This is a genomic window from Bacillus sp. 7705b, from assembly GCF_002289525.1.
Classification (GTDB): domain Bacteria; phylum Bacillota; class Bacilli; order Bacillales; family Bacillaceae; genus Bacillus; species Bacillus halotolerans.
On record NZ_NSDH01000005.1, the window covers coordinates 61,488 to 85,655 of the forward strand.

The following is a 24,168-nucleotide window of genomic DNA, read 5'->3' on the forward strand; positions in this document are numbered from 1 at the left end:
ATCCACTTCTTTATATGCGTTGTCCACAATTTGTGGATAACGCTTGTTTTATTACAGGACATCTTTTATACTTTCAAAAGGATTACACGCGTAAAACGATCGTTTTATTGTTGTGAATAAGGAGTTTGGTCAGAAATGAAAACGAAAAGATGGTTTGTGGATGCAATGGACGAGTTATCCACAAATGATCCACAAATTGCACAAGCAGCCGCTTTGCTCCGGGAAAATGAGGTTGTCGCGTTTCCGACAGAAACTGTATATGGTCTCGGCGCAAATGCGAAAAGCACAGATGCTGTCAAAAAAATATATGAGGCGAAAGGGCGGCCGAGTGATAATCCACTGATTGTCCACATTGCGGATATCAGCCAGCTTGACGGTTTAACAGGCCCGGCGCCAGACAAGGCGAAAATATTAATGAAGCGTTTTTGGCCAGGGGCGCTTACACTGATTTTGCCTTGTAAACCTGGTGCGCTGTCACCCCGTGTAACGGCAGGGCTGGATACAGTGGCCGTCAGAATGCCTGATCATCCGCTGGCTCTGGCACTCATCCGTGCCGCGGGTCTCCCGATTGCAGCGCCGAGTGCTAATTTATCGGGCAAACCAAGCCCGACAAAGGCTGAACACGTGGCTCACGACTTGGATGGCCGCATAGCTGGAATGATGGATGGAGGATCTACGGGAATCGGTGTCGAATCAACCGTACTTTCATGTGCAGGAGAAACCCCTGTGCTCCTTCGTCCGGGCGGCATTACAAAAGAACAAATAGAAGCTGAAATCGGACCGATTCTTGTGGATAAAGGGATTGCTGATCAAAATGAGCAGCCGATTTCTCCGGGAATGAAATATACACATTACGCGCCGTCAGCGCCGCTTGTTATTTCTGAAGGAAGCCCTGAGCGCATTCAAACGCTTATTCAAGAATATCAGCAGGCCGGAAAACGGGTCGGCGTCCTGACGACAGAAGAAAATGCGGATTTTTATTCGGCTGACTATGTGAAGAGCTGCGGCAGAAGAGATCAGCTTGAAACAGTAGCGGCAGCCCTTTATGATGCATTGCGCAGTTTTGATGAAGAAAAGGTTGATTTTATTATTGCAGAATCGTTTCCTGACACAGGCGTCGGACTTGCTATTATGAACAGGCTGATGAAAGCAGCCGGAGGAAGAGTGATTCGCTGACACAGTCAAGTTCTAACCCCTTTTGGACACGCATAGGCTAAAAAAGCGGGCGTGTCCAAGGGGGTTATGCATGTGATGTCGGATATGTTTATAGGCGAACTGATTACCTTAAGCATCATGGCGTTTGCTTTAGGTATGGATGCTTTTTCTGTCGGCCTCGGAATGGGCATGGTCAAACTCAGAAAAAAGCAGATAATCTATATTGGATTCATTATCGGTCTCTTTCACGTCATCATGCCTCTCGGAGGGATGGCGGCGGGAAATATGCTGTCAGGGCTCCTCGGTATGGTAGCCGTATATATCGGGGGTTCGCTGCTGTTTGTTCTCGGTGTTCAAATGGTAATCGCATCTTTTAAACAGTCAGAAGAACGTTTGATGTCACCGGCTGGGCCTGGCTTATTGTTATTTGCAGTCGGCGTCAGCCTCGATAGTTTCTCCGTCGGTCTGAGCCTTGGAATATACGGCTCGCATCCGCTTCTCACCATTACCCTGTTTGGGCTTTTCAGCATGATTTTGACTTGGCTGGGCCTGATAATCGGAAAGCAAGTGCAGTCCTGGCTCGGCTCATACAGTGAAGCGCTCGGTGGGACCATATTAATCGTATTTGGCCTTAAGCTGCTTTTGCCAATTTAATATACCAATAAAAGAAACGATGTCGCCGTTTCTTTTTTCTTCATATATAATAGAAAAAATAAGGGGTGACTGACATGAACATCATTTTTGTCTGTACTGGAAATACGTGCCGCAGTCCAATGGCTGAGGCGCTTTTTAAATCAATTGCAGAAGCGGAAGGGCTGGATGTCAGCGTCCGCTCGGCAGGCGTATTTGCCTCACCTAACGGGAAAGCGTCGCCTCACGCGGTCGAAGCGCTTTTTGAAAAGCGCATTGCCCTTAATCATGTTTCTTCGCCATTAACTGAAGCACATATGGAATCGGCAGATTTGGTTCTGGCAATGACCCACCAGCACAAACAGGTTATCATCAGCCAATTCGAACGTTATCGTGATAAAGTGTTTACGCTAAAAGAATATGTGACAGGCAGCCGGGGCGATATTATAGACCCGTTTGGCGGCTCTATTGAGATCTACAAAAAAACGAGAGATGAGCTTGAAGAGCTTCTTCAGCAGCTGGCAGAACGATTGAAAAATGACGGCAAATAACTTGTCAGAGAATCTGCAGACAGGTCATTTGCAAATCCTGCGTGAAGGAGTAGAATATAGTGAAAAGCACATCGATATGGTGTGAATCAATGAGCGGACAGGCTGCGCGGTCAACAAAGCGGGCGGGCCGCATCACACACGCTGGGAGGATAAGCTGATGAAAGTAGCCATAGCATCGGATCATGGCGGCGTTCACATTCGAAACGAAATCAAAGATCTAATGGACGAATTGCAAATTGAATATGTTGATATGGGCTGTGACTGCGGCAGCGGATCTGTCGATTATCCGGACTATGCTTTTCCGGTGGCCGAGAAAGTAGTAAACGGTGAAGTGGACAGAGGCATTTTAATTTGCGGGACAGGCATTGGCATGAGCATTTCCGCCAATAAAGTCAAAGGCATCCGCTGTGCGCTGGCACATGATACATTTAGTGCAAAGGCGACGAGAGAACATAACGATACTAATATCCTCGCGATGGGCGAGCGGGTGATTGGACCCGGTTTGGCACGTGAAATTGCGAAAATCTGGCTGACCACTGAATTTACTGGCGGAAGACATCAAACCCGCATCGGAAAAATCTCCGACTATGAAGAGAAAAACCTGTAGGGGTGCTGCTCAATGAGTGAAATCACACAAACGTGGAAGACGATGCTGTCAGAGTTTCAGGACAAAGCGGGATTGAAAGAAAATCAGCTCTTTGTCCTTGGTTGCAGCACAAGCGAAGTGGCTGGCAGCCATATCGGCACATCGGGCAGTACAGACATCGCGGAAAGCATCTACAGCGGACTTGCAGAGCTGAAGGAAAAAACGGGAATCCATCTCGCGTTTCAATGCTGCGAGCATCTAAACAGAGCGCTTGTAGTGGAGGAAGAAACGGCCGAGCTGTTCAGGCTTCCGGCCGTTTCCGCTGTACCTGTTCCAAAAGCGGGCGGGGCGATGGCTTCTTATGCGTTTAAGCAAATGAAGTCTCCTGTTCTGGTAGAAACCATTCAGGCAGATGCCGGAATAGATATAGGCGATACGTTTATCGGCATGCACTTAAAGCCGGTTGCTGTTCCTGTACGCATTTCTCAGAACAGTCTCGGTGCTGCCCATGTGACATTGGCGCGCACACGGCCAAAGCTGATCGGCGGAATGCGGGCAGTTTATGAGTGTGAATGAGAAAGGACTGCATGGGCCAGTCTTTTCTTTAATTTTCGCTGCTGAAATAAATTCCGAACTTTAAATTAAATTTAAGTTATAAATATTCGTTTTTGCCAATAAAATTTTCGTTTTTTTGAAAATAATCTTTTACATCGGCCTAAAAAACCATGTACAATAGTGGTGGTAAAAACAAAGAACAGGATACGGATAGGAGAGGATCTCGCTGATGAAACATTTACCTGCGCAAGACGAACAGGTGTTTAACGCCATTAAAAATGAGCGTGAACGCCAACAGACTAAGATCGAATTGATTGCTTCTGAAAACTTTGTAAGTGAAGCGGTTATGGAAGCACAAGGTTCTGTTTTAACAAACAAATACGCTGAAGGATATCCTGGCAAACGCTATTATGGCGGATGTGAGCACGTCGATGTCGTTGAAGATATCGCTCGTGACCGCGCGAAGGAAATCTTTGGAGCGGAGCATGTAAACGTTCAGCCTCATTCAGGCGCACAAGCAAACATGGCTGTCTATTTCACGATTTTGGAACAAGGCGATACTGTACTTGGGATGAACCTCTCCCACGGCGGTCATTTAACACACGGAAGTCCAGTTAACTTCAGCGGTGTTCAATATAACTTTGTTGAGTACGGCGTAGATAAAGAAACTCAACATATTGATTACGATGACGTGCGTGAAAAAGCCCTCGCTCACAAGCCTAAGCTAATCGTGGCAGGAGCAAGTGCGTATCCTCGTACAATCGACTTTAAGAAATTCCGTGAAATTGCTGATGAAGTCGGCGCTTACTTTATGGTGGATATGGCGCATATCGCAGGACTTGTTGCGGCAGGCCTTCATCCAAACCCGGTTCCTTACGCTGATTTCGTTACAACAACGACACATAAAACACTTCGCGGACCTCGCGGCGGTATGATCCTTTGCCGTGAAGAGTTCGGCAAGAAAATTGATAAGTCCATCTTCCCTGGCATTCAAGGCGGACCGCTGATGCACGTAATTGCCGCAAAAGCTGTTTCATTCGGCGAAGTATTGCGCGATGATTTCAAAACATACGCACAAAACGTGATTTCAAACGCGAAGCGTCTTGCAGAATCATTAACAAAAGAGGGCATTCAGCTCGTTTCCGGCGGAACTGACAACCACCTCATCCTGGTTGATCTTCGTTCTCTCGGACTGACAGGTAAGGTTGCAGAGCATGTGCTTGATGAAATCGGGATTACATCAAACAAAAACGCGATTCCATACGATCCTGAAAAACCGTTCGTAACAAGCGGTATCCGTCTCGGAACAGCTGCTGTGACAAGCCGCGGTTTTGACGGAGAGGCATTGGATGAAGTCGGTGCCATCATTGCGCTTGCACTGAAAAACCACGAAGATGAAGGAAAACTTGAAGAAGCAAGACAGCGTGTAGCTGCTCTGACTGGCAAGTTCCCTCTATATAAAGAATTAGATTACTAAGATTGAAAAACCCGCTCGGGCTTATGCCCGGCGGGTTTTTTGACGATGTCCTTGAAACTCAATGTCTTTTTTTGTAGAATCAATAGAAGTGTGAAATTGTCGATGGGACAATAAAAAAGGAGCTGAAACACAGTATGGGAAAGGTTTATGTATTTGATCATCCTTTAATTCAGCACAAGCTGACATATATTCGGAATGTAGAGACAGGCACGAAGGATTTTAGAGAGCTTGTAGACGAAGTAGCCACGCTTATGGCGTTTGAAATTACCCGTGATCTCCCTCTAGAGGAAGTGGATATCAACACACCGGTTCAGTCTGCGAAATCGAAAGTTATCTCAGGGAAAAAACTGGGGGTTGTTCCTATTCTCAGAGCAGGTTTAGGAATGGTTGAAGGCATCTTGAAACTGATCCCTGCGGCAAAAGTGGGACATGTCGGTCTGTACCGTGATCCTGAAACCTTAAAACCCGTGGAATACTATGTGAAGCTTCCTTCTGACGTGGAAGAGCGTGAATTCATCGTGGTTGACCCGATGCTGGCCACAGGCGGTTCCGCAGTTGAAGCGATTAACAGCCTGAAAAAACGCGGTGCGAAAAACATCCGTTTCATGTGTCTCGTAGCTGCGCCTGAAGGTGTGGAAGAATTGCAGAAGCATCATTCTGACGTGGATATTTACATAGCGGCACTTGATGAAAAATTAAATGAAAAAGGTTATATCGTTCCGGGTCTCGGAGACGCAGGAGACCGTATGTTCGGAACAAAATAAAAAAAGAAAACCCGCCAACGGGTTTTCTTTTTTATTATCCAGTTATTTGCTATTCGGTGAATCTCTATACAATTATAGGTGAAAATGTGAACATTCTGTGGAGGCTTACAGTATAAAAAGTTTTTTAACTTTAAACAGATTGACACATGTTAGGGGCTATTGTATGCTAAACGAGGGTATTATGAGAAGGTTTTCATAGCTTTCATTATAGTCCTCATCCCCAATGTAAATCCTCCCAGAAAACCCGTTTTATGAGGATTTATTCAAGCGAATGAAACAGCATCCCTGCAAGGCTTGCGGATGAATGATTTTTTCGAACAGGCCCGTTTTGCCGGACAAAAAAGGTCTTCTACTAGGGTTAACCGCTGATTTTGCCGTATCCAAGAAATACATTATTTTTTCATCAGGAGACAGATAGTTGATGGACGATCCCAAGCTACAATTTAGCAGACAACGAAAATATCTATTGTTCATTTTGGCAGCGTATGTACTGGGTTATGGTTTAACAGCGTATAAAACCGTTTTTTTAGGCCTTATTCTGGGAACTGTTTTCAGTTTGTTTAATTTTTTACTGCTCGTCAGAAGAATGAATGCTTTTGACAGGGCCGTTGCGAAAGGCAAGTCCATACGATCCCTTGGGAGCGCAGCGCGGTGGTGCAATGCGATTCTTGCTGCGGCTGTCGCCTATAAATATCCCGAGCATTTTCATATGGCAAGTACAGTTATTGGATTAATGACAATTTATCCTGTCATTATGATAGATTCCTTTATCCAGCTTAAACGTTCATCAATGGAAGAGAGGTGAAAACCCTTTGAATCATGAATACAGAACTATTGAATTTCTAGGACTTACTTTTAATCTGACAAACATTCTGATGATTACTGTGGCGAGTGTGATCGTGTTATTGATTGCCATCCTTACCACAAGAACGCTTTCGATCCGTCCCGGAAAAGCCCAGAACTTTATGGAATGGATTGTTGATTTTGTCCGCAATATTATCGGCAGTACAATGGATTTGAAAACAGGGGCTAACTTCTTGGCACTTGGTGTCACATTGCTGATGTACATATTTGTGTCGAATATGCTGGGGCTGCCGTTCTCTGTCACAATCGGACATGAGCTCTGGTGGAAATCTCCGACAGCCGATCCTGCCATTACATTAACGCTTGCCGTAATGGTCGTCGCTTTAACCCATTATTATGGTGTAAAGATGAAAGGGCTCAAGGAATATTCCAAGGAGTATTTAAGACCTGTTCCGTTCATGCTCCCGATGAAAATCATAGAAGAGTTTGCGAATACGCTGACTCTCGGTTTGCGGCTTTATGGTAACATCTTCGCCGGTGAGATTCTTCTCGGCCTGCTTGCGGGATTAGCGACAAGCTTCTATTCGCAAAGCGTGGTTCTCGGACTTGTCGGTACAATCGGTGCCATTCTGCCAATGCTGGCATGGCAGGCATTCAGTTTATTTATAGGTGCCATCCAGGCGTTTATCTTTACGATGCTGACGATGGTGTACATGTCTCATAAAATCAGTAATGATCATTAAAACATTATATCCAAACGGATAACATTTTAAAGGAGGAACTTTTTCATGAATTTAATAGCAGCTGCGATTGCAATTGGTTTAGGCGCACTTGGTGCAGGTATTGGTAACGGTTTGATTGTTTCACGTACGGTAGAGGGGATTGCCCGTCAGCCGGAGGCAGGTAAAGAACTTAGAACTCTTATGTTCATGGGTATCGCATTAGTTGAGGCCCTTCCTATTATCGCTGTCGTTATCGCATTCTTAGCGTTCTTTGGCTAAGCATAAAAGCCTTATATGAACTAAAAATGGCGAAGATCATTCCAAGAGAACCTTCGCCATTGCTTTATGTCTGATAAGCATCCCGCCTTGCCGGCTGAAAAGAGACAAGTGCGGCTGCTGGATCAGCAAAGAAAAACCTGCAGAAGGGAGTTGCCGTAGTAGATGTCTCAATTACCACTTGAACTAGGACTGTCGTTTAACGGCGGAGATATCCTGTTCCAACTGTTAGCTATGTTAATTTTATTAGCGCTTCTGAAGAAATACGCTTTAGGGCCGCTATTAAACATAATGAAACAGCGTGAAGATCATATCGCTGGAGAAATTACGTCTGCTGAAGAAAAAAATAAAGAAGCGCAGCAGCTTATTGATGAGCAGCGCGCTATGTTAAAAGAAGCAAGACAGGAATCCCAAACGCTTATCGAAAACGCGAAGAAACTGGGAGAGAACCAAAAAGAAGAGATTATTCAGGCTGCGCGTGCAGAATCTGAACGTCTGAAAGAAGCAGCCAGAACTGAAATCGTGAAGGAAAAAGAACAGGCGGTTTCTGCTCTCCGTGAGCAAGTAGCGTCTCTTTCTGTCATGATTGCGTCGAAAGTGATCGAAAAAGAACTGGATGAACAGGCTCAAGAGAAATTGATCCAGGACTATCTTAAAGAGGTAGGAGAAAGCCGATGAGTGGATCAGCTGTCTCTAAACGATATGCATCAGCTCTTTTCGATATTGCCAATGAGTCCTCTCAGCTCAATCAGGTAGAAGAAGAGCTAAAAGTTGTAAAAGAAGTATTTCAAAATGAAAAAGCGCTAAATGATGTGTTAAACCATCCGAAGGTGCCGGGCGCAAAGAAAAAAGAACTCATCCAAAACGCTTTTGGATCTTTATCACAGTCCGTGCTCCATACGATTTTTCTTTTGATTGACCGTCATCGGGCATCAATTGTGCCTGATCTCACAGATGAGTTTGTGAAACTCGCAAACGAGGCCCGTCAAACAGAAGACGCGATTGTATATTCAGTTAAACCGCTGACGGATACGGAAATTTCATCATTATCACAAGTGTTTGCAAAAAAAGCCGGAGTCACTTCACTGAGAATCAGAAATGAAGTGCAGACGGATTTAATAGGCGGCATTAAAGTCCGCATTGGAAACCGGATTTTTGACGGCAGCGTAAGCGGAAAGCTTCAGCGCATTGAACGTCAACTTGCCGGGGAAAATCGATAGAAGGGGTGAAACCTAAGTGAGCATCAAAGCTGAAGAGATTAGCACGCTGATAAAACAGCAAATACAAAATTATCAATCTGAAATTGAAGTTCATGACGTAGGTACAGTCATCCAAGTCGGTGACGGTATCGCTCGTGTACACGGTCTTGACAACTGTATGGCCGGTGAACTTGTTGAATTTTCAAACGGCGTTTTGGGTATGGCTCAAAACCTTGAAGAATCAAACGTAGGTATCGTTATCTTAGGACCTTACACAGAGATCCGTGAAGGGGACGAAGTAAAAAGAACAGGCCGCATCATGGAGGTTCCTGTCGGTGAAGAATTAATCGGCCGTATTGTGAACCCGTTAGGTCAGCCGGTGGACGGACTTGGCCCGATCCTCACAAGCAAAACACGTCCGATCGAAAGCCAGGCACCTGGTGTTATGGACCGTAAATCCGTTCATGAACCGCTTCAAACTGGTATTAAAGCAATTGATGCACTGATTCCGATCGGACGCGGCCAGCGTGAGCTGATCATCGGTGACCGTCAAACAGGTAAAACATCTGTTGCGATCGATTCGATCTTAAACCAAAAAGACCAAGACATGATCTGCGTATATGTAGCGATCGGTCAAAAAGAATCTACAGTCCGCGGCGTAGTAGAAACATTGCGTAAGCACGGCGCGCTTGATTATACAATTGTTGTAACGGCGTCTGCGTCACAGCCGGCACCGCTTCTGTACCTTGCTCCGTATGCAGGGGTTACAATGGCAGAAGAATTTATGTACAATGGCAAGCACGTTCTTGTTGTATACGATGATCTTTCTAAACAAGCGGCTGCTTACCGTGAGCTGTCCTTGCTTCTTCGCCGTCCGCCAGGCCGTGAAGCGTTCCCGGGGGATGTATTCTATCTTCATTCCCGTCTGCTTGAGCGTGCAGCAAAGCTTAGCGACGCGAAAGGCGCAGGATCAATTACAGCTCTGCCGTTCGTAGAAACTCAAGCCGGAGATATCTCAGCGTATATCCCGACAAACGTTATTTCCATCACCGACGGACAGATCTTCCTGCAATCTGATTTGTTCTTCTCAGGCGTACGCCCAGCGATCAACGCCGGATTGTCTGTATCACGTGTCGGCGGTTCCGCGCAAATCAAAGCGATGAAAAAAGTATCAGGAACATTGCGTCTTGATCTTGCATCATACCGTGAGCTGGAAGCATTCGCTCAATTCGGATCTGACCTCGACCAAGCGACTCAGGCGAAACTGAACCGCGGTGCGCGTACAGTTGAAGTGCTGAAGCAGGATCTGAACAAGCCGCTTCCGGTTGAAAAACAGGTAGCCATTCTTTATGCGCTGACAAAAGGATATCTTGATGATATTCCTGTAGCGGACATCAGACGTTTTGAAGAAGAGTACTACATGTACCTTGACCAAAACCATAAAGAGCTGCTTGACGGAATTGCGAAAACAGGGAACCTTCCTGCTGATGAAGACTTCGCAGCTGCAATCGAAGGCTTCAAACGCACATTTGCACCAAGCAACTAACTCGAATGCTGATGAGAGAAAAAGGTTCTCTTTTTCTCTCTTTTTACGCAAATGAAGAGAAAAGGTGGTGAAATCTTTGGCCTCATTACGCGATATTAAGTCAAGGATCACGTCAACGAAAAAAACGAGCCAGATTACAAAAGCCATGCAGATGGTATCTGCAGCTAAGCTGAATCGTGCTGAAAACAATGCAAAATCATTTGTGCCATATATGGATAAGATCCAAGAGGTTGTATCAAATGTCGGAAAAGTATCCGGCAGCGCGAAACATCCGATGCTTCTCAGCAGAGAAGTGAAAAAGACGGCATACCTCGTCATTACATCTGACCGCGGTCTTGCTGGCGCTTTTAACAGTTCGGTTTTACGAAGTGCTTATCAGGCCATTCAAGAACGTCATCAGTCTAAGGATGAGTATGCAGTGATCGTTATCGGACGAGTGGGCCGTGATTTCTTTAAAAAACGCGACATTCCGATCATTTCTGAGTTAACAGGACTTGGAGACGAAGTGTCGTTTTCAGAAATTAAGGACCTTGCCCGTCAAACGATTCAAATGTTTATAGACGGTGCATTTGATGAATTGCACCTTGTATATAACCATTATGTCAGCGCCATTTCTCAAGAAGTGACGGAGAAAAAACTTCTGCCGCTATCTGATTTGGGCGGCGGCGGAAAAAGAACGGCGTCTTATGAATTTGAACCGTCTGAAGAGGAGGTTCTGGAGGTTTTGCTTCCTCAATACGCAGAAAGCTTAATCTTCGGTGCGCTTCTTGACAGTAAAGCAAGTGAACATGCTGCAAGAATGACGGCGATGAAAAACGCGACAGACAATGCGAAGGATCTTATCGATTCACTTTCGCTTTCTTACAACCGCGCTCGCCAAGCAGCGATCACACAAGAAATTACGGAAATTGTCGGCGGAGCAGCCGCTTTAGAATAGAAAGATTTTGTCAGGAGGGATAGCGATGAAGAAAGGACGCGTTAGCCAGGTATTAGGACCAGTTGTCGACGTACGTTTTGAAGACGGTCACTTACCTGAAATATATAATGCGATTAAAATTTCACAGCCGGCTGGAAGTGAAAACGAAGTAGGTATTGATTTGACGCTTGAGGTCGCTCTTCATTTAGGCGATGACACAGTCCGTACAATCGCAATGGCATCTACGGATGGTGTTCAGCGCGGAATGGAAGCTGTCGATATGGGAGCGCCGATTTCAGTTCCGGTTGGTAATGTGACACTCGGCCGTGTATTTAACGTACTCGGAGAAAATATTGATTTAAATGAGCCGGTTCCTGCGGATGCGAAGAAAGACCCGATTCACAGACAGGCTCCTTCATTTGATCAGCTTTCAACAGAAGTTGAAATCCTTGAAACAGGAATTAAAGTTGTTGACTTGCTTGCTCCATACATCAAGGGCGGTAAGATCGGATTGTTCGGCGGTGCCGGTGTAGGTAAAACCGTATTAATCCAGGAATTGATCAACAACATCGCGCAAGAGCACGGCGGTATCTCTGTATTCGCCGGCGTAGGAGAGCGTACTCGTGAAGGGAACGACCTTTTCTACGAGATGAGCGACTCTGGCGTAATCAACAAAACAGCCATGGTATTCGGACAAATGAACGAGCCGCCGGGCGCACGTATGCGTGTTGCACTGACAGGTCTTACAATGGCTGAGCATTTCCGTGATGAGCAAGGACAGGACGTACTGTTCTTCATCGATAACATCTTCCGTTTCACACAAGCGGGTTCAGAGGTTTCTGCCCTTCTCGGCCGTATGCCTTCTGCGGTTGGTTATCAGCCGACGCTTGCAACTGAAATGGGTCAGCTTCAAGAGCGTATCACGTCTACAAACGTTGGATCCGTTACATCTATCCAGGCGATCTACGTGCCTGCCGATGACTACACTGACCCGGCGCCGGCAACGACGTTCGCTCACTTGGATGCGACAACAAACCTTGAGCGTAAGTTAACTGAGATGGGTATCTACCCTGCGGTTGATCCGTTGGCTTCTACATCACGCGCCCTTGCTCCAGAAATTGTCGGAGAAGAGCATTATGCGGTAGCCCGTGAAGTGCAATCAACGCTTCAGCGTTACAAAGAGCTTCAGGATATCATTGCGATTCTCGGTATGGATGAATTGAGTGACGAAGATAAACTTGTCGTTCAACGCGCACGCCGCATTCAGTTCTTCCTTTCTCAAAACTTCCACGTGGCTGAACAGTTCACTGGACAAAAAGGTTCTTACGTGCCTGTAAAAGAAACGGTTCAAGGTTTCAAAGAAATCTTAGCCGGCAAATACGACCATCTTCCTGAAGATGCGTTCCGTCTTGTAGGCCGTATCGAAGAAGTTATTGAGAAAGCAAAAGAAATGGGTGTAGAAGTTTAAACTGGTCCTAGGAGGGTAAAAGCATGAAGACCGTTCAAGTCAATATCGTTACTCCCGACGGCCCAGTATACGATGCGAATATCGAAATGGTGAGTGTGAGAGCCGAAAGCGGCGATCTCGGTATTTTGCCAGGTCATATTCCAACCGTGGCTCCTCTTAAAATCGGCGCTGTTCGTCTGAAAAAAGACGGACAGACTGAATTGGTTGCCGTCAGCGGCGGATTTATAGAAGTTCGTCCTGATCAGGTGACCATCCTTGCCCAAACTGCTGAGACAGCGGAAGGCATCGATAAAGAGCGCGCAGAAGCTGCACGTCAGCGGGCGCAGGAGCGTTTGAATTCTCAATCAGATGATACTGACATTCGTCGGGCTGAGCTTGCATTACAGCGGGCTTTGAACAGATTGGATGTAGCAGGGAAATAATAAAAAAATCCTTCTCTTCATGAGAAGGATTTTTTTATGACTGCACAAGAGAATCAAACAGTGACAGCAGCGGCTGACTCTCTTTTTGACGCAAGTATAAACGATCACAGCAATTCACGGTATGCCATGATTTACGGTGTCTTCTAAAGCCCATTGTATAAGCCCCGTCTGTATACGGATAAGGCTTTACGATCCATTCGGCATCTTCGTGATGGGCAATCACACAATCTATAAGATAAACACTGATCATCTTCTCAAATTCTTCAATAGGAAGATTCCAATCAGCAAGCAAAAGCTCTTGTATGCTTTGAAAATAAAGGTGTTCAAGCTCTTCGAGGCTTTCTCTCGTTTGGGTGAGAGAAATGTTATAAAACTGACACAATTCATTCAGTTCTTCAATCTGTGACTGTCTATAATCATAATAGAATGCAATTGCTTCCCATTCCTGCTCAAATACAGGCAAGTCCTCACCATATTGCTTTTCAGGCTGAAAAAATGAATGATTCATAATTGCCAGCTCCTTTCCAAAAAAGTATACCATGCAAAAGAGCCGCTGTTTAAGCGGGGATTAGCCCTAGTTTTGGATGAATATTCCGTTCTGTATAAAATGTATCATCTTTATCTCTTCTTCTTATATAATAAGAAAGGGTATAAAGCGGAGAATGGATGAAAGGAGTGCGTATAGATGAGCGTATTGGGACAGCAGGCTGCAATTGGCATTATCGTTCACTTGATTTTTATCGCGGTCACTTGGTGGGCGCTTCAAGCCGTCAATATTGATCCGTTAATCAGAAAAGGCAAAGTCCTGCAGGCAAGACTTCTAATGATTTTGCTGACCATTGCAATCGGAACGACTGTCGGAAACTTCTTTTTGGATTACCTTAATTATTCACAGCAGCTTCCCTATTTATTTTGATAGGTTTTGATTGCCGAAAACATGGGAATGGCTGGGGAAGCGGGTTAAATCGCTTCCTGTAATCACGCGAGTTTTGACGAAGAATTCCACGTATGGCACCCCTTGCCTCCGGTAAAACTGGAGATTAGGGGGAGAGATCATAATGAAGAAAAAACAAGTAAGCTATGCTATTATTGTATCTGTTGTATTAAGTTTCGTCATTGCTGTTTTCCATACGATTCATGCGAGTGAGTTAACGCCATTAGCACAAATTGCAGAGGGAATGGAACGCCAGAATGTGTCAATTGATAAGTGGACTTTGCATGCAAAACAAAATATGTCTCTGACCGAAAAAGAATTTTATCAAAAAGTGCAACGTTTAAAATCAGAGTATCGTCAATATAATTGGGCACTTGCACAGGAAGACCAAATAGTAAAGGCCATTGGCACGTATACTGACAAAAAAAATCTTACTTCTTTTAAACTGCAGCTTGTCACAACCCTCAAAAAACACAACCCAACTTCGTATTTATTATATGAGCAAATGAGTCTTGAGACACCGATTAGCTGGAATGATACATATGAACAGTTTGAACGGCAGGCACTCGGGATATTCCAAGAAAAAGTAGTTATTTTTACTTGTCTAAATGGTCATTTAGATGATAATATGAATATTGTTTTGCAAAAAAAAGCAAATCAGTTATTAAATGAATTTCAAGCAAGATCTGTTGAACATGTAGTTGAGCCAAGTTTCGTTTCTATTTCTGCGTATACAGATGAGTGGAAAGAGTCTATCATGACCTCAGAACATAAAATGAATTTGCAAATTGCACTTAGAAGTGCAGGAATGGGCGGAAAACATATCGTTACGGTTGGCACACCAATCGTTACGACTGAATATTAATATAGAGAATTTAGGGACGCGGAGGGGAATACCTTGGAAAAAATCATCGTCCGCGGCGGTCAAAAGTTAAACGGCACAGTCAAAGTTGAAGGCGCTAAAAATGCCGTTTTACCAGTTATCGCTGCATCTTTATTAGCAAGTGAAGAAAAAAGCGTAATTTGTGATGTACCTACGCTCTCCGATGTATATACAATTAATGAAGTGTTGCGTCATTTAGGAGCAGATGTGCATTTTGAGAATAATGAAGTCACTGTAAATGCTTCATACGCTTTGCAAACTGAAGCACCTTTTGAATATGTGCGTAAAATGCGTGCGTCTGTGCTTGTCATGGGGCCGCTTCTTGCGCGTACAGGTCATGCAAGAGTAGCGCTTCCGGGCGGATGCGCAATTGGATCTAGACCAATAGACCAGCATTTAAAAGGTTTTGAAGCAATGGGCGCAGAAATTAAAGTCGGTAATGGCTTCATTGAAGCTGAAGTAAAAGGCCGTCTGCAAGGCGCAAAAATCTATCTGGATTTCCCAAGTGTGGGAGCAACAGAAAACCTGATTATGGCAGCTGCTCTAGCTGAAGGAACAACAACGCTTGAGAACGTGGCGAAAGAGCCTGAAATCGTTGATTTAGCAAACTATATCAACGGCATGGGCGGAAAAATCCGCGGAGCGGGCACCGGCACCATTAAAATTGAAGGAGTCGACAAGCTTCACGGCGTAAGACACCATATTATACCTGACCGTATTGAAGCGGGCACATTCATGGTTGCCGCTGCAATCACTGAAGGAAATGTTTTAGTTAAAGGAGCGGTTCCTGAACACCTCACTTCTTTAATCGCAAAAATGGAAGAGATGGGTGTTACGATTAAGGATGAAGGAGAAGGCCTTCGTGTGATCGGTCCGAAAGAACTGAAACCGATCGACATTAAAACAATGCCTCACCCTGGATTCCCGACTGATATGCAGTCACAAATGATGGCGCTTCTGCTTCGTGCAAGCGGCACAAGCATGATTACGGAAACTGTTTTTGAAAACCGTTTTATGCATGCGGAAGAATTCCGCCGTATGAATGGTGATATCAAGATTGAAGGTCGTTCTGTGATTATTAACGGCCCTGTACAGCTTCAAGGAGCTGAAGTTGCAGCTACTGACTTGCGTGCAGGCGCAGCGTTGATTCTTGCGGGGTTAGTGGCTGAAGGTCATACACGTGTTACTGAACTGAAACACTTAGACCGCGGTTATGTTGATTTCCATCAGAAGCTTGCCGGTCTTGGCGCAGACATCGAACGTGTAAACGATGAGTCTGCTTCTGAGCAAGAAAGCAAAGAAGTTGTCTCAGACTTAAACGCATAAAGGATTGAAAATCAGTATGTCATTCTGGCATACTGGTTTTTTATTTTTAGTGTATTATCATCATTATGCGCAAAATAGCAAAAAAGAATACGTAAATGACAAATAAAGTTTCTGTCCAAAAGGAGAGTCATATTAGCTTGTCCCTGCCCATAGACTAGACTAGAGTCGAATCCCGAGCAGGAGGCAGCTGAATATGAAACAATTCGCAATCACACTATCCGTACTATGTGCATTGATTCTCTTGGTCCCCACACTCTTAGTGATCCCGTTTCAGCATAATAAAGAAGCCGGGGCCAGAGGAGAATCAGGAAAGACAGCAGTCAACACGATACAAGAATCAAAAGGAGCGGAAACATTGAAAGCATCGCCTGTTTCTATTCCAGTCTATCGAACCGCCAATCAATCCGTAGAAGATATTCCGCTTGAAGAGTATGTCATCGGAGTCGTCGCCTCCGAAATGCCGGCTACCTTTGAACCTGAAGCGCTGAAGGCTCAGGCTCTCGCCGCAAGAACGTTTATTGTCAGACTGATGGTTTCAAATTCTGCAGTAGAGGCCCCTAAAGGCTCGCTGGTGGATGATACTCAGATGTTCCAGGTGTACAAAAGCAAAGCGGAGCTGAAGAATCAGTGGGGCGCAGATTATGAAGCAAAGCTGAAAAAAATCACAGATGCGGTTGCCAGTACGCAAGGCAAAATCTTAACGTACAACAACCAGCCGATTGAAGCCTCCTTTTTCTCCACAAGCAACGGTTATACAGAAAATGCGGAAGCATATTGGACAAGTGCCATTCCTTATTTAAAAAGCGTCAAAAGCTCTTGGGATAAAAAGTCTCCGAAGTATAAGGCCACCAAAACCTTTACAGTGGCGCAATTTGAACAAAAGCTTGGCGTCCAGCTGAATGGGTCAAATACAGTCGGAAAAATTACCGGAGAGACACCGGGCCATCAGGTGGCAACAGCCGTCATTAACGGCAAGACGCTGAAAGGAAGGGACATACGCGAAAAGCTAGGCCTCAATTCAGCTGATTTTGAATGGAAACGAAACGGAGACACCATTACCATTACCACAAAAGGCTTTGGACACGGTGTGGGAATGAGCCAGTATGGAGCCAATTTTATGGCGAAAGAGGGCAAAACAGTTGATGAGATTGTGAAGTACTATTATCAAGGAACACAGGTTTCAACCGCCGATTCGTTTTTAAATAAATATATGGCGAAGAAATAAAAAGACGCTTCATAAAGCGTCTTTTTTGCCGTTTTTAAGCGTATATTCTGTTCCTTAGTCTATTTTTATGTAAGAGCGGTTAAAGACCTTCTAAAGGCCTCCTGCGTATTTTATAGCCTATATGATGATGAGGGAATCAGTTCCTTTTTCATATTTGCTGACACTGAGATTGTGGTAAAGTAATCCACATTGATCGACAGACTTCGACAGACTCATATAACGAAAGGCGAAAGGCTGACAATCATGATTTTTCATTTTGCTGTTAGGCGGAAATCACTAATAAAAACAAAGGTTTCTATGCAAAAGTAAACAGCGGCAATGGGGAAGCCCGCCCTATTTATTTCTCTGTTTTTGTCGATTACGATTAGTTATGTTCAGCGTTGAACATCTGCACGCAGAAACAAACTTGAAAAGGGGCACGAACATGAAGAAAAGATTTTCACTGATCATGATGACAGGATTGCTATTTGGACTGACGTCACCTGCTTTTGCTGCTGAAAAAACAGAACCGAAGGCTGAAGCTCCGGCGAACGTGGCGGTTTTGCTTGATGCCAGCGGAAGCATGGCGAAAAGAATAGACGGTGTATCTAAATTTAATTCAGCCAAAAAAGAAATTTCAAAGTTTGCAAGCTCACTGCCTGCGGACACTCAAGTGAAAATGAGTGTGTTTGGTTCAGAAGGAAACAATAAGAATTCCGGAAAAGTTCAATCATGCGAAGCCATTCGCAACGTATACGGCTTCCAAAGCTTTAACGAACAGAGCTTCCTCAATTCTCTTAACACAATCGGGCCGACTGGCTGGACACCGATCGCAAAAGCGCTGAACGAGGCAAAATCTTCTTTCGATCAGCTTGATGCAAAAGGAGAAAAAGTCGTTTACCTGCTAACAGACGGTGAGGAAACATGCGGCGGCAACCCGATCAAAACAGCAAAAGAACTTCATAAAGACAACATCACAGTAAATGTGATTGGATTTGACTATAAAGAAGGGTATAAAGGCCAGCTGAACGCAATTGCTAAAGTCGGCGGCGGAGAATATTTCCCTGCTTATACGCAAAAAGATGTTGAGAAAATTTTCACTCAGCAATCACTGATGTTATCTAAATAAGAAAAAAAGAGGCTGAAAGGTCAGCCTCTTTTTTGTTTTTAACAAAACGTTCAAAAGTAAGCAGCTGCCCGCCTGTAGCATAGTAGCAGATTTCAGCTTTTCTCTCCTGATCACGGAGAAGAAAGAATGAATGGTGTCACATTCTTTCTATATTTTTTGGGTGAAAATAGCTAAAAAATATTGAGGTTTCCGGTGATTTTGAATAGAAAGTGAAAGGGAGATAAAAGGCAGCTTGCCCTATATCATTTTGTGGTTTCATATTCTAGCATAAAGAAGAATCCAACAAATGGTTGGAAAATATGATAAAGAAAGGAAGTTGAACATGAAAAAATTACTGACTGCCGGTATTATTGGACTGTTGACTGTCTCCATTGCGTCACCGTCTTTTGCCGCTGAGAAAAAAACCGACACGAATGTAGCTGTCCTGTTTGATGGAAGCGGAAGTATGGTTCAAAAAACAGGAGGAGAACGAAAGATAGACATTGCCAAAAAATCTGTAAAGTCTTTTGCCGAGCTGCTTCCTGAGGATACAAATCTGATGCTTCGCGTCTTTGGACATGCGGGAAACAATAAACTTTCCGGAAAGGCTCTTTCATGCAGCACAACAGAAACGATTTACGGCCTTCATCCATATGAAGGAACGCTCTTTGACCATTCATTAAGCGGCATCAAACCGACCGGCTGGACGCCAATTGCCAAAGCGCTTTCTGATACAAGAAAAGAATTTGAAGCGTTTGATGCAGACGGGAAAAACGTGGTGTATTTAATCACTGACGGTGAAGAAACATGCGGCGGAAATCCTGCTGATGAAATTGAAAAGCTTCGTGAAGCGAATGTAGATACGATTGTAAATATTATCGGCTTCAACTTTGATGTGAAAGGAAACGCAGAAATGCAACAGGCGGCTGTTGCTGGCGGCGGAGAATATATTTCAGCTGACAGCGCGGAAGAATTCGAGCAGGCCTGGGAAAAAGAAGCACAAAAATTTACTGAGTAACCGAATGAAAAGGCGCTCCCCAGGCGCCTTTTTCTATTGGTTTAAAAACAGGGCCGGCGGGAATGATACCCGTAAAGGGGTGGAAAACATGAGATTGTTAGGACTGATATTTCTTATAGCCGCCGTGGTTTTCATATTGCTCGGTGTTTTTCTGAAACTGGCAGCTTTCTTTTTTGTCAGCATGCTCACTTTGATCGCAGCTCTTGTGCTGTTTATGATCCTGAAAAAGAATCAGCATAACCAAACGTAGAGTCCTTTAGAATGGGCTCTTTTTTTTATAACAGGATTCGACAAAATCTGAGGAGTGTGAAAAAATATAAAGGCAGGAACATTGCGGAGGGGAAGAGACATTGAACGATAAAGTAACTGCGGTCAGGGAGATATGGCGTTATGAACAAGGGGAAATGAGCAGGCAAACCGACCGGATGGTGACAGAATATCCGTTGACGGTGATGGTGAACGGCAGTGAGTTTGTCACGCTCGTTTGCACGCCGGAGCATATCAAAGAGCTTGTCATCGGATTTCTCGCATCTGAGGGTGTTATTCGATTTCAAAAAGAGATTAAAAGGTTTACAATAGATGAAAGTCTCGGTTTTGTGTATGTCGATCTCATTCATCCTGAGACATTGAATCAACAGGAATATACGAAACGGGTGATCGGCTCGTGCTGCGGAAAGGGCCGCCATTTTTATTTTCAGCAGGATGTCAAAACCGCCAAGACGGCTGTCAGTCAAATGAAGATTTCGCCTGAAACTTGTTTGGCGCTTATGAAGGATATGCAAAAAGAAAGCGGGATGTTTCAGGAGACGGGAGGCGTACATAATGCGGCGCTTTGCGATACGGAGAAAGTGCTTTTGATGCGCACAGATATCGGCCGTCACAACGCGCTTGATAAATTATACGGACATTGTCTGCTGAATGGGATGTCTGTTCGCGATAAACTGATTGTCTTCAGCGGCAGAATCTCATCAGAAGTGCTGTTAAAAGCGGCAAAAATCGGCGTGTCGATTGTGATTTCAAAATCGGCCCCGACGGAGCTTGCGATTCAAATGGCGGAAGAATTAAATATTACAGCGATCGGATTTGTGAGAAACGGATCTTTTAATGTATATACACATCCCGAGAGAATTGGGGGACAGGAGGGGCTGCAGCAATGAATACAGAATCTCGCCAGATGTTAGATAAAAGGAACAGACCGCTCAGAGACCTTCGCATTTCTGTTACAGACCGCTGCAACTTCCGATGCACGTACTGTATGCCCGCCGAATTATTCGGCCCGGATTATCCTTTTTTAAAGAAAGAGGAGCTGCTTTCATTTGAGGAATTGGAACGGCTTGCGGCGCTGTTTGTCACCAGGTTCGGAGTGGAGAAAATCCGCTTGACCGGCGGAGAGCCGCTCATGAGAAAGGACATGCCCGAATTAATTAAAAAACTGGCCCGTATTCCAGGTTTACGTGATATTGCGATGACGACAAACGGGTCGCTGCTGCCTGTTTATGCCGACAAGCTCAAAGAAGCCGGTTTAAAACGGGTGACCATCAGCCTTGATTCATTAGAAGACGAACGCTTTAAAATGATCAACGGGCGAGGGGTTTCTGTCAGCAAGGTGCTTGAAGGCATTGAAGCGGCGAAACAAGCAGGGCTCGGCGTTAAAATCAACATGGTCGTCCAAAGGGGCGTCAATGAAAAAGATATCCTGCCTATGGCGCGCTATTTTAAAGAAAAAGGGCATATCTTGAGATTCATCGAATTTATGGACGTCGGCAACACCAACCAATGGGAAAAGAAAGACGTCATGACAAAGGCGGAAATCATTGATGTAATCAATGAACACATGCCGGTTGAACCGATCGCGCCTAACTATAAAGGGGAAGTTGCTTCAAGGTTTCGCTACTTGGACGGATCTGGCGAAATCGGCGTAATTTCTTCTGTATCTGATGCGTTCTGCGGCTCGTGTAACAGGGCACGCCTGTCTGCGCGCGGTGAGTTGTTTACTTGCCTGTTCGCTTCAAGCGGATATGACCTCAGAGCGCCGGTTCGGCAGGGATTAAGTGATGGCGAACTGACAGCGATGATCGGCACAGTGTGGAAGAATCGGATAGACCAATATTCAGTTGACCGGACTCTTTCAAAAACAGCGGGCAAAAAGAAAGTGGAAATGTCTTATATTGGCGGTTAATATGATAAAAGCTTATCGGCTAAGTCCGGTAAGCTTTTTTTGTGTCAAAAACTGTAATGCGCCAAAAAGTGCAAAAAATCCAATCAGAAACCGAAAAATATAAGGATAGGCAAAAAGAAGGAATCACTGGAAGAAATTTTAATTCTAAAGCCATACAATATGATAAAATATAACCACTAGTTCATAGAAAGGGTTGGAGAGGCATGGCCGCTTACGAGATCCCGTCATCTCAAGTAGGAGTGAAAATCAATCAGTGGTATAAGCACATTTTAGCATTTCAAGTGGCTGATGCCGTTCAGCTGAAGGAAGAGATTGATCATGATATAGAACATATGGAAGAGGATCAGCTGCTTCTGTTGTACTATCAGCTGATCAGCTACCGTCATCAAATTATGCTTGATTATGTAAAGCCCGACCTGCACGAGGAATCTCAGCTCCAATATCGTGAATTGATCGAGAGGCTGGAAAGCAGCAAGGACAGCATCTCGGGATTATCTGAGTATTATTTTCATTTGTTCAGAGGGATGTATGAATTTGAACAGAACAATTACATCTCAGCCATATCTTTCTATCGGAAAGCTGAGAAAATGCTTGCGTTTGTAGAGGATGATATTGAAAGAGCGGAATTTCATTTTAAAGTAGCGGAAGTATTTTATATTATGAAGCAGACCCACTTTTCCATGAATCATGCGATACAGGCGCTTGAGACCTACAAGGCTCATGATTTTTACAGGGTCAGAAGAATTCAATGCCATTTTGTCATATCAGGAAACTATATAGACTACAGAAATTATGAAAAAGCGCTCGAGCATCTCGATGACGCTTATCGTTTGGCTTTACTGGAAGGACAGCCCCGCTTGATCGGATCAGCCCTCTACAACATGGGGAACTGTTATGATGAAAAAGGAGAACTGGACCAGGCGGCTGCATACTTTGAAAAAGCGCTTCCTGTCTTTGAGGAACACCAGCTGGAGCAGCTCCCGAAAGCGCTGTTCAGCTTAACGCGTGTACTCTTCAAAAAACAGGCTGAACAGGCGGCTATGCATTATTATGAAAAAGGGATTGCCATCGCCCGAAAACGAAACGACAGCTTCAGTCTGGAAAAATATAAATTTCTGCAGGCTCTATATGTGGAATCCGTTAATATGGATATGATTCAAGAGGTATTTGATTATATGGAAGCCAAGTCCCTGTATGTGTATATTGAGGAATTTGCTCTGGATGCGGCTGCATATTCCAGCCTTCATGAAAACTATAAAGATGCGGTGTTTTTCTATGAAAAAGCGGTCAGCATGAGAGCGCTGATTCTGAAGGAAGACTGTTTATATCAAGTGTAAGACGAAACCATCTGATGCCGGATGGTTTTTTTATACAAAAAAAGGGGAGCATCGGGACGTTTATTTCCGTGGAGAACAGGAAAAATCGCTACATACTGTTTTTGAACACAAACGAATGGAAAGCCGCGATTTTGTGAAACAGAGAAATGGCGGAGTGCATATGTGTTGTTGTTTATGACAAGCGTGAGGGGGAATTCAATGTTTGGATTTGATGATATGGTGAAGTTTCTATGGTCTTTCCTCATCGTTCTGCCGCTTGTATCTATTATACATGTTGCCGGACACAGCTTTATGGCTTTTGTTTTTGGCGGGAAGGGTTCATTGGATATCGGGATGGGCAAAAAACTGTTCAAGATTGGGCCGATACAGGTCAGAACCATTTATTTTATGGATTCGTTTTGCCGGTACGGTGAGCTGAAGATCGACAACCGATTCTCACACGCACTTGTTTATGCCGGAGGCTGCCTGTTTAACTTAATAACCATTTTCGCAGTGAATTTGCTCATTATACACAGTGTATTGGAGCCAAATGTGTTTTTCTATCAGTTTGTCTACTTTTCTACGTATTATGTGTTTTTTGCCCTGCTGCCGGTCCGTTACTCAGAAAATAAATCATCTGACGGGCTGGCGCTCTACAAGGTGCTCCGTTACGGAGAGCGTTATGAAATCGATAAATAATATTCAAATGTTTACCGCTGCTCAGATCGGGAAGGTAACAAGTACACACTTAAATGAAGGGAGAGAATGACACATGGGTAACGATAGTGTAAAAGATAAAATGAAAGGCGGCTTAAATAAAGCCAAGGGAGAAGTGAAGGATAAAGTCGGAGATATGACCGACAAAACGGACATGCAGGCTGAAGGCAAAAAAGATAAGGCAAAAGGCGAGGTCCAAAAGGGTATCGGTGAAGCGAAGGATAAATTCACAGATAAAGATTAATCAGATCGGCAAGGCAAGAAACATTGTTTCTTGCCTTTTTTTTATGTGAATAAATATAACAAAAAAGACAATCGATTTGGTTAAAGTATCTAAATTTTTTAAATATTCTTTAAAGTAATGCGCCTGTTCTATATAATAAATGACATAAGTTGTTAACTTTTATGACAT

The 24,168-nt window shown here is 44.3% G+C and carries 29 protein-coding genes; 28 read left to right on the forward strand and 1 reads right to left on the reverse strand.

Annotation, left to right across the window (positions count from 1 at the left end; genetic code table 11):
* Window positions 1–135: 135 nt before the first annotated feature.
* The 16 genes from CJU60_RS02230 (at window position 136) to CJU60_RS02305 (ending at window position 13,071) form a co-directional block, all read left to right on the forward strand.
* The gene (locus CJU60_RS02230) at window positions 136–1,176 is read left to right on the forward strand and encodes an L-threonylcarbamoyladenylate synthase (RefSeq protein ID WP_095712812.1); all 1,041 of its coding nucleotides are present in this window, start codon (window positions 136–138) and stop codon (window positions 1,174–1,176) included.
* 75 nt (window positions 1,177–1,251) lie between these two features.
* Window positions 1,252–1,809, forward strand: coding sequence for a manganese efflux pump MntP (locus tag CJU60_RS02235; RefSeq protein WP_024123171.1), 558 nt, complete (start codon window positions 1,252–1,254; stop codon window positions 1,807–1,809).
* 74 nt (window positions 1,810–1,883) lie between these two features.
* Window positions 1,884–2,336 carry a low molecular weight protein arginine phosphatase gene (locus CJU60_RS02240; RefSeq protein ID WP_095712813.1) on the forward strand — a complete coding sequence of 151 codons (453 nt, stop codon included), beginning with the start codon at window positions 1,884–1,886 and terminating at the stop codon, window positions 2,334–2,336.
* 157 nt (window positions 2,337–2,493) lie between these two features.
* A complete protein-coding gene (rpiB, locus tag CJU60_RS02245) occupies window positions 2,494–2,943 on the forward strand; it encodes a ribose 5-phosphate isomerase B (protein WP_024123169.1) in 450 nt (149 codons plus the stop codon).
* 12 nt (window positions 2,944–2,955) lie between these two features.
* Window positions 2,956–3,498 (forward strand): TIGR01440 family protein, encoded by a 543-nt coding sequence (locus CJU60_RS02250; RefSeq protein ID WP_024123168.1) that lies wholly within the window; start codon window positions 2,956–2,958, stop codon window positions 3,496–3,498.
* Between the two features lie 208 nt (window positions 3,499–3,706).
* Window positions 3,707–4,954: a serine hydroxymethyltransferase gene (gene glyA, locus CJU60_RS02255; RefSeq protein WP_044159736.1), complete on the forward strand. Its 1,248-nt coding sequence runs from the start codon at window positions 3,707–3,709 to the stop codon at window positions 4,952–4,954.
* Between the two features lie 134 nt (window positions 4,955–5,088).
* Complete coding sequence (upp, locus tag CJU60_RS02260; RefSeq protein WP_095712814.1) at window positions 5,089–5,718, forward strand: uracil phosphoribosyltransferase; 630 nt, start codon at window positions 5,089–5,091, stop codon at window positions 5,716–5,718.
* Between the two features lie 421 nt (window positions 5,719–6,139).
* Window positions 6,140–6,523 (forward strand): ATP synthase subunit I, encoded by a 384-nt coding sequence (gene atpI / locus CJU60_RS02265; protein ID WP_010332235.1) that lies wholly within the window; start codon window positions 6,140–6,142, stop codon window positions 6,521–6,523.
* Between the two features lie 7 nt (window positions 6,524–6,530).
* Window positions 6,531–7,265, forward strand: a complete 735-nt coding sequence (gene atpB / locus CJU60_RS02270; RefSeq protein ID WP_024123167.1) for a F0F1 ATP synthase subunit A — start codon at window positions 6,531–6,533, stop codon at window positions 7,263–7,265.
* A gap of 45 nt (window positions 7,266–7,310) precedes the next feature.
* Window positions 7,311–7,523 carry a F0F1 ATP synthase subunit C gene (atpE, locus tag CJU60_RS02275; RefSeq protein ID WP_003151167.1) on the forward strand — a complete coding sequence of 71 codons (213 nt, stop codon included), beginning with the start codon at window positions 7,311–7,313 and terminating at the stop codon, window positions 7,521–7,523.
* Between the two features lie 162 nt (window positions 7,524–7,685).
* A complete protein-coding gene (gene atpF / locus CJU60_RS02280) occupies window positions 7,686–8,198 on the forward strand; it encodes a F0F1 ATP synthase subunit B (RefSeq protein ID WP_024123166.1) in 513 nt (170 codons plus the stop codon).
* Entirely contained in the window at window positions 8,195–8,740 is a 546-nt protein-coding gene (locus tag CJU60_RS02285; protein ID WP_095712815.1) for a F0F1 ATP synthase subunit delta, read from the forward strand. The genes atpF and CJU60_RS02285 overlap by 4 nt, the downstream gene beginning before the upstream one ends.
* A 16-nt stretch (window positions 8,741–8,756) precedes the next feature.
* The gene (gene atpA, locus CJU60_RS02290; protein ID WP_044159727.1) at window positions 8,757–10,265 is read left to right on the forward strand and encodes a F0F1 ATP synthase subunit alpha; all 1,509 of its coding nucleotides are present in this window, start codon (window positions 8,757–8,759) and stop codon (window positions 10,263–10,265) included.
* Between the two features lie 76 nt (window positions 10,266–10,341).
* The gene (gene atpG / locus CJU60_RS02295) at window positions 10,342–11,202 is read left to right on the forward strand and encodes an ATP synthase F1 subunit gamma (RefSeq protein WP_010332230.1); all 861 of its coding nucleotides are present in this window, start codon (window positions 10,342–10,344) and stop codon (window positions 11,200–11,202) included.
* A gap of 25 nt (window positions 11,203–11,227) precedes the next feature.
* Entirely contained in the window at window positions 11,228–12,649 is a 1,422-nt protein-coding gene (gene atpD, locus CJU60_RS02300) for a F0F1 ATP synthase subunit beta (RefSeq protein ID WP_024123162.1), read from the forward strand.
* A gap of 23 nt (window positions 12,650–12,672) precedes the next feature.
* The gene (locus tag CJU60_RS02305; protein ID WP_010332228.1) at window positions 12,673–13,071 is read left to right on the forward strand and encodes a F0F1 ATP synthase subunit epsilon; all 399 of its coding nucleotides are present in this window, start codon (window positions 12,673–12,675) and stop codon (window positions 13,069–13,071) included.
* Between the two features lie 34 nt (window positions 13,072–13,105).
* Here the strand turns inward: CJU60_RS02305 and CJU60_RS02310 are convergent, their stop codons facing one another.
* The gene (locus CJU60_RS02310; protein WP_044159725.1) at window positions 13,106–13,579 is read right to left on the reverse strand and encodes a hypothetical protein; all 474 of its coding nucleotides are present in this window, start codon (window positions 13,577–13,579) and stop codon (window positions 13,106–13,108) included.
* A gap of 177 nt (window positions 13,580–13,756) precedes the next feature.
* On the opposite strand from CJU60_RS02310, the gene CJU60_RS02315 reads away from it, so the two are divergent.
* The 12 genes from CJU60_RS02315 to CJU60_RS02370 all read left to right on the forward strand — a co-directional run bounded on the left by CJU60_RS02315 (window position 13,757) and on the right by CJU60_RS02370 (window position 24,000).
* The gene (locus tag CJU60_RS02315) at window positions 13,757–13,987 is read left to right on the forward strand and encodes a DUF1146 family protein (protein WP_024123158.1); all 231 of its coding nucleotides are present in this window, start codon (window positions 13,757–13,759) and stop codon (window positions 13,985–13,987) included.
* Window positions 13,988–14,129: 142 nt separating this feature from the next.
* Window positions 14,130–14,870, forward strand: a complete 741-nt coding sequence (locus CJU60_RS02320) for a YwmB family TATA-box binding protein (RefSeq protein ID WP_095712816.1) — start codon at window positions 14,130–14,132, stop codon at window positions 14,868–14,870.
* 33 nt (window positions 14,871–14,903) lie between these two features.
* On the forward strand, window positions 14,904–16,214 hold the full coding sequence (gene murA, locus CJU60_RS02325; protein WP_024123156.1) for a UDP-N-acetylglucosamine 1-carboxyvinyltransferase: 1,311 nt from the start codon (window positions 14,904–14,906) through the stop codon (window positions 16,212–16,214).
* 193 nt (window positions 16,215–16,407) lie between these two features.
* Complete coding sequence (gene spoIID / locus CJU60_RS02330; protein WP_024123155.1) at window positions 16,408–17,439, forward strand: stage II sporulation protein D; 1,032 nt, start codon at window positions 16,408–16,410, stop codon at window positions 17,437–17,439.
* Window positions 17,440–17,863: 424 nt separating this feature from the next.
* On the forward strand, window positions 17,864–18,547 hold the full coding sequence (locus CJU60_RS02335) for a vWA domain-containing protein (protein ID WP_024123154.1): 684 nt from the start codon (window positions 17,864–17,866) through the stop codon (window positions 18,545–18,547).
* Window positions 18,548–18,869: 322 nt separating this feature from the next.
* Window positions 18,870–19,544 carry a vWA domain-containing protein gene (locus CJU60_RS02340; protein WP_095712833.1) on the forward strand — a complete coding sequence of 225 codons (675 nt, stop codon included), beginning with the start codon at window positions 18,870–18,872 and terminating at the stop codon, window positions 19,542–19,544.
* Window positions 19,545–19,632: 88 nt separating this feature from the next.
* Entirely contained in the window at window positions 19,633–19,794 is a 162-nt protein-coding gene (locus CJU60_RS02345) for a hypothetical protein (protein ID WP_010332220.1), read from the forward strand.
* A 100-nt stretch (window positions 19,795–19,894) separates the two neighbouring features.
* Window positions 19,895–20,701, forward strand: a complete 807-nt coding sequence (fdhD, locus tag CJU60_RS02350; RefSeq protein ID WP_095712817.1) for a formate dehydrogenase accessory sulfurtransferase FdhD — start codon at window positions 19,895–19,897, stop codon at window positions 20,699–20,701.
* Window positions 20,698–21,723 (forward strand): GTP 3',8-cyclase MoaA, encoded by a 1,026-nt coding sequence (gene moaA, locus CJU60_RS02355; RefSeq protein WP_095712818.1) that lies wholly within the window; start codon window positions 20,698–20,700, stop codon window positions 21,721–21,723. The genes fdhD and moaA overlap by 4 nt, the downstream gene beginning before the upstream one ends.
* Before the next feature lie 203 nt (window positions 21,724–21,926).
* On the forward strand, window positions 21,927–23,060 hold the full coding sequence (locus CJU60_RS02360; RefSeq protein ID WP_059353697.1) for a response regulator aspartate phosphatase: 1,134 nt from the start codon (window positions 21,927–21,929) through the stop codon (window positions 23,058–23,060).
* A gap of 198 nt (window positions 23,061–23,258) precedes the next feature.
* Window positions 23,259–23,738 (forward strand): hypothetical protein, encoded by a 480-nt coding sequence (locus CJU60_RS02365; protein ID WP_024123147.1) that lies wholly within the window; start codon window positions 23,259–23,261, stop codon window positions 23,736–23,738.
* A 73-nt stretch (window positions 23,739–23,811) separates the two neighbouring features.
* Entirely contained in the window at window positions 23,812–24,000 is a 189-nt protein-coding gene (locus CJU60_RS02370; RefSeq protein WP_024123146.1) for a stress response protein CsbD, read from the forward strand.
* Window positions 24,001–24,168: the final 168 nt, after the last annotated feature.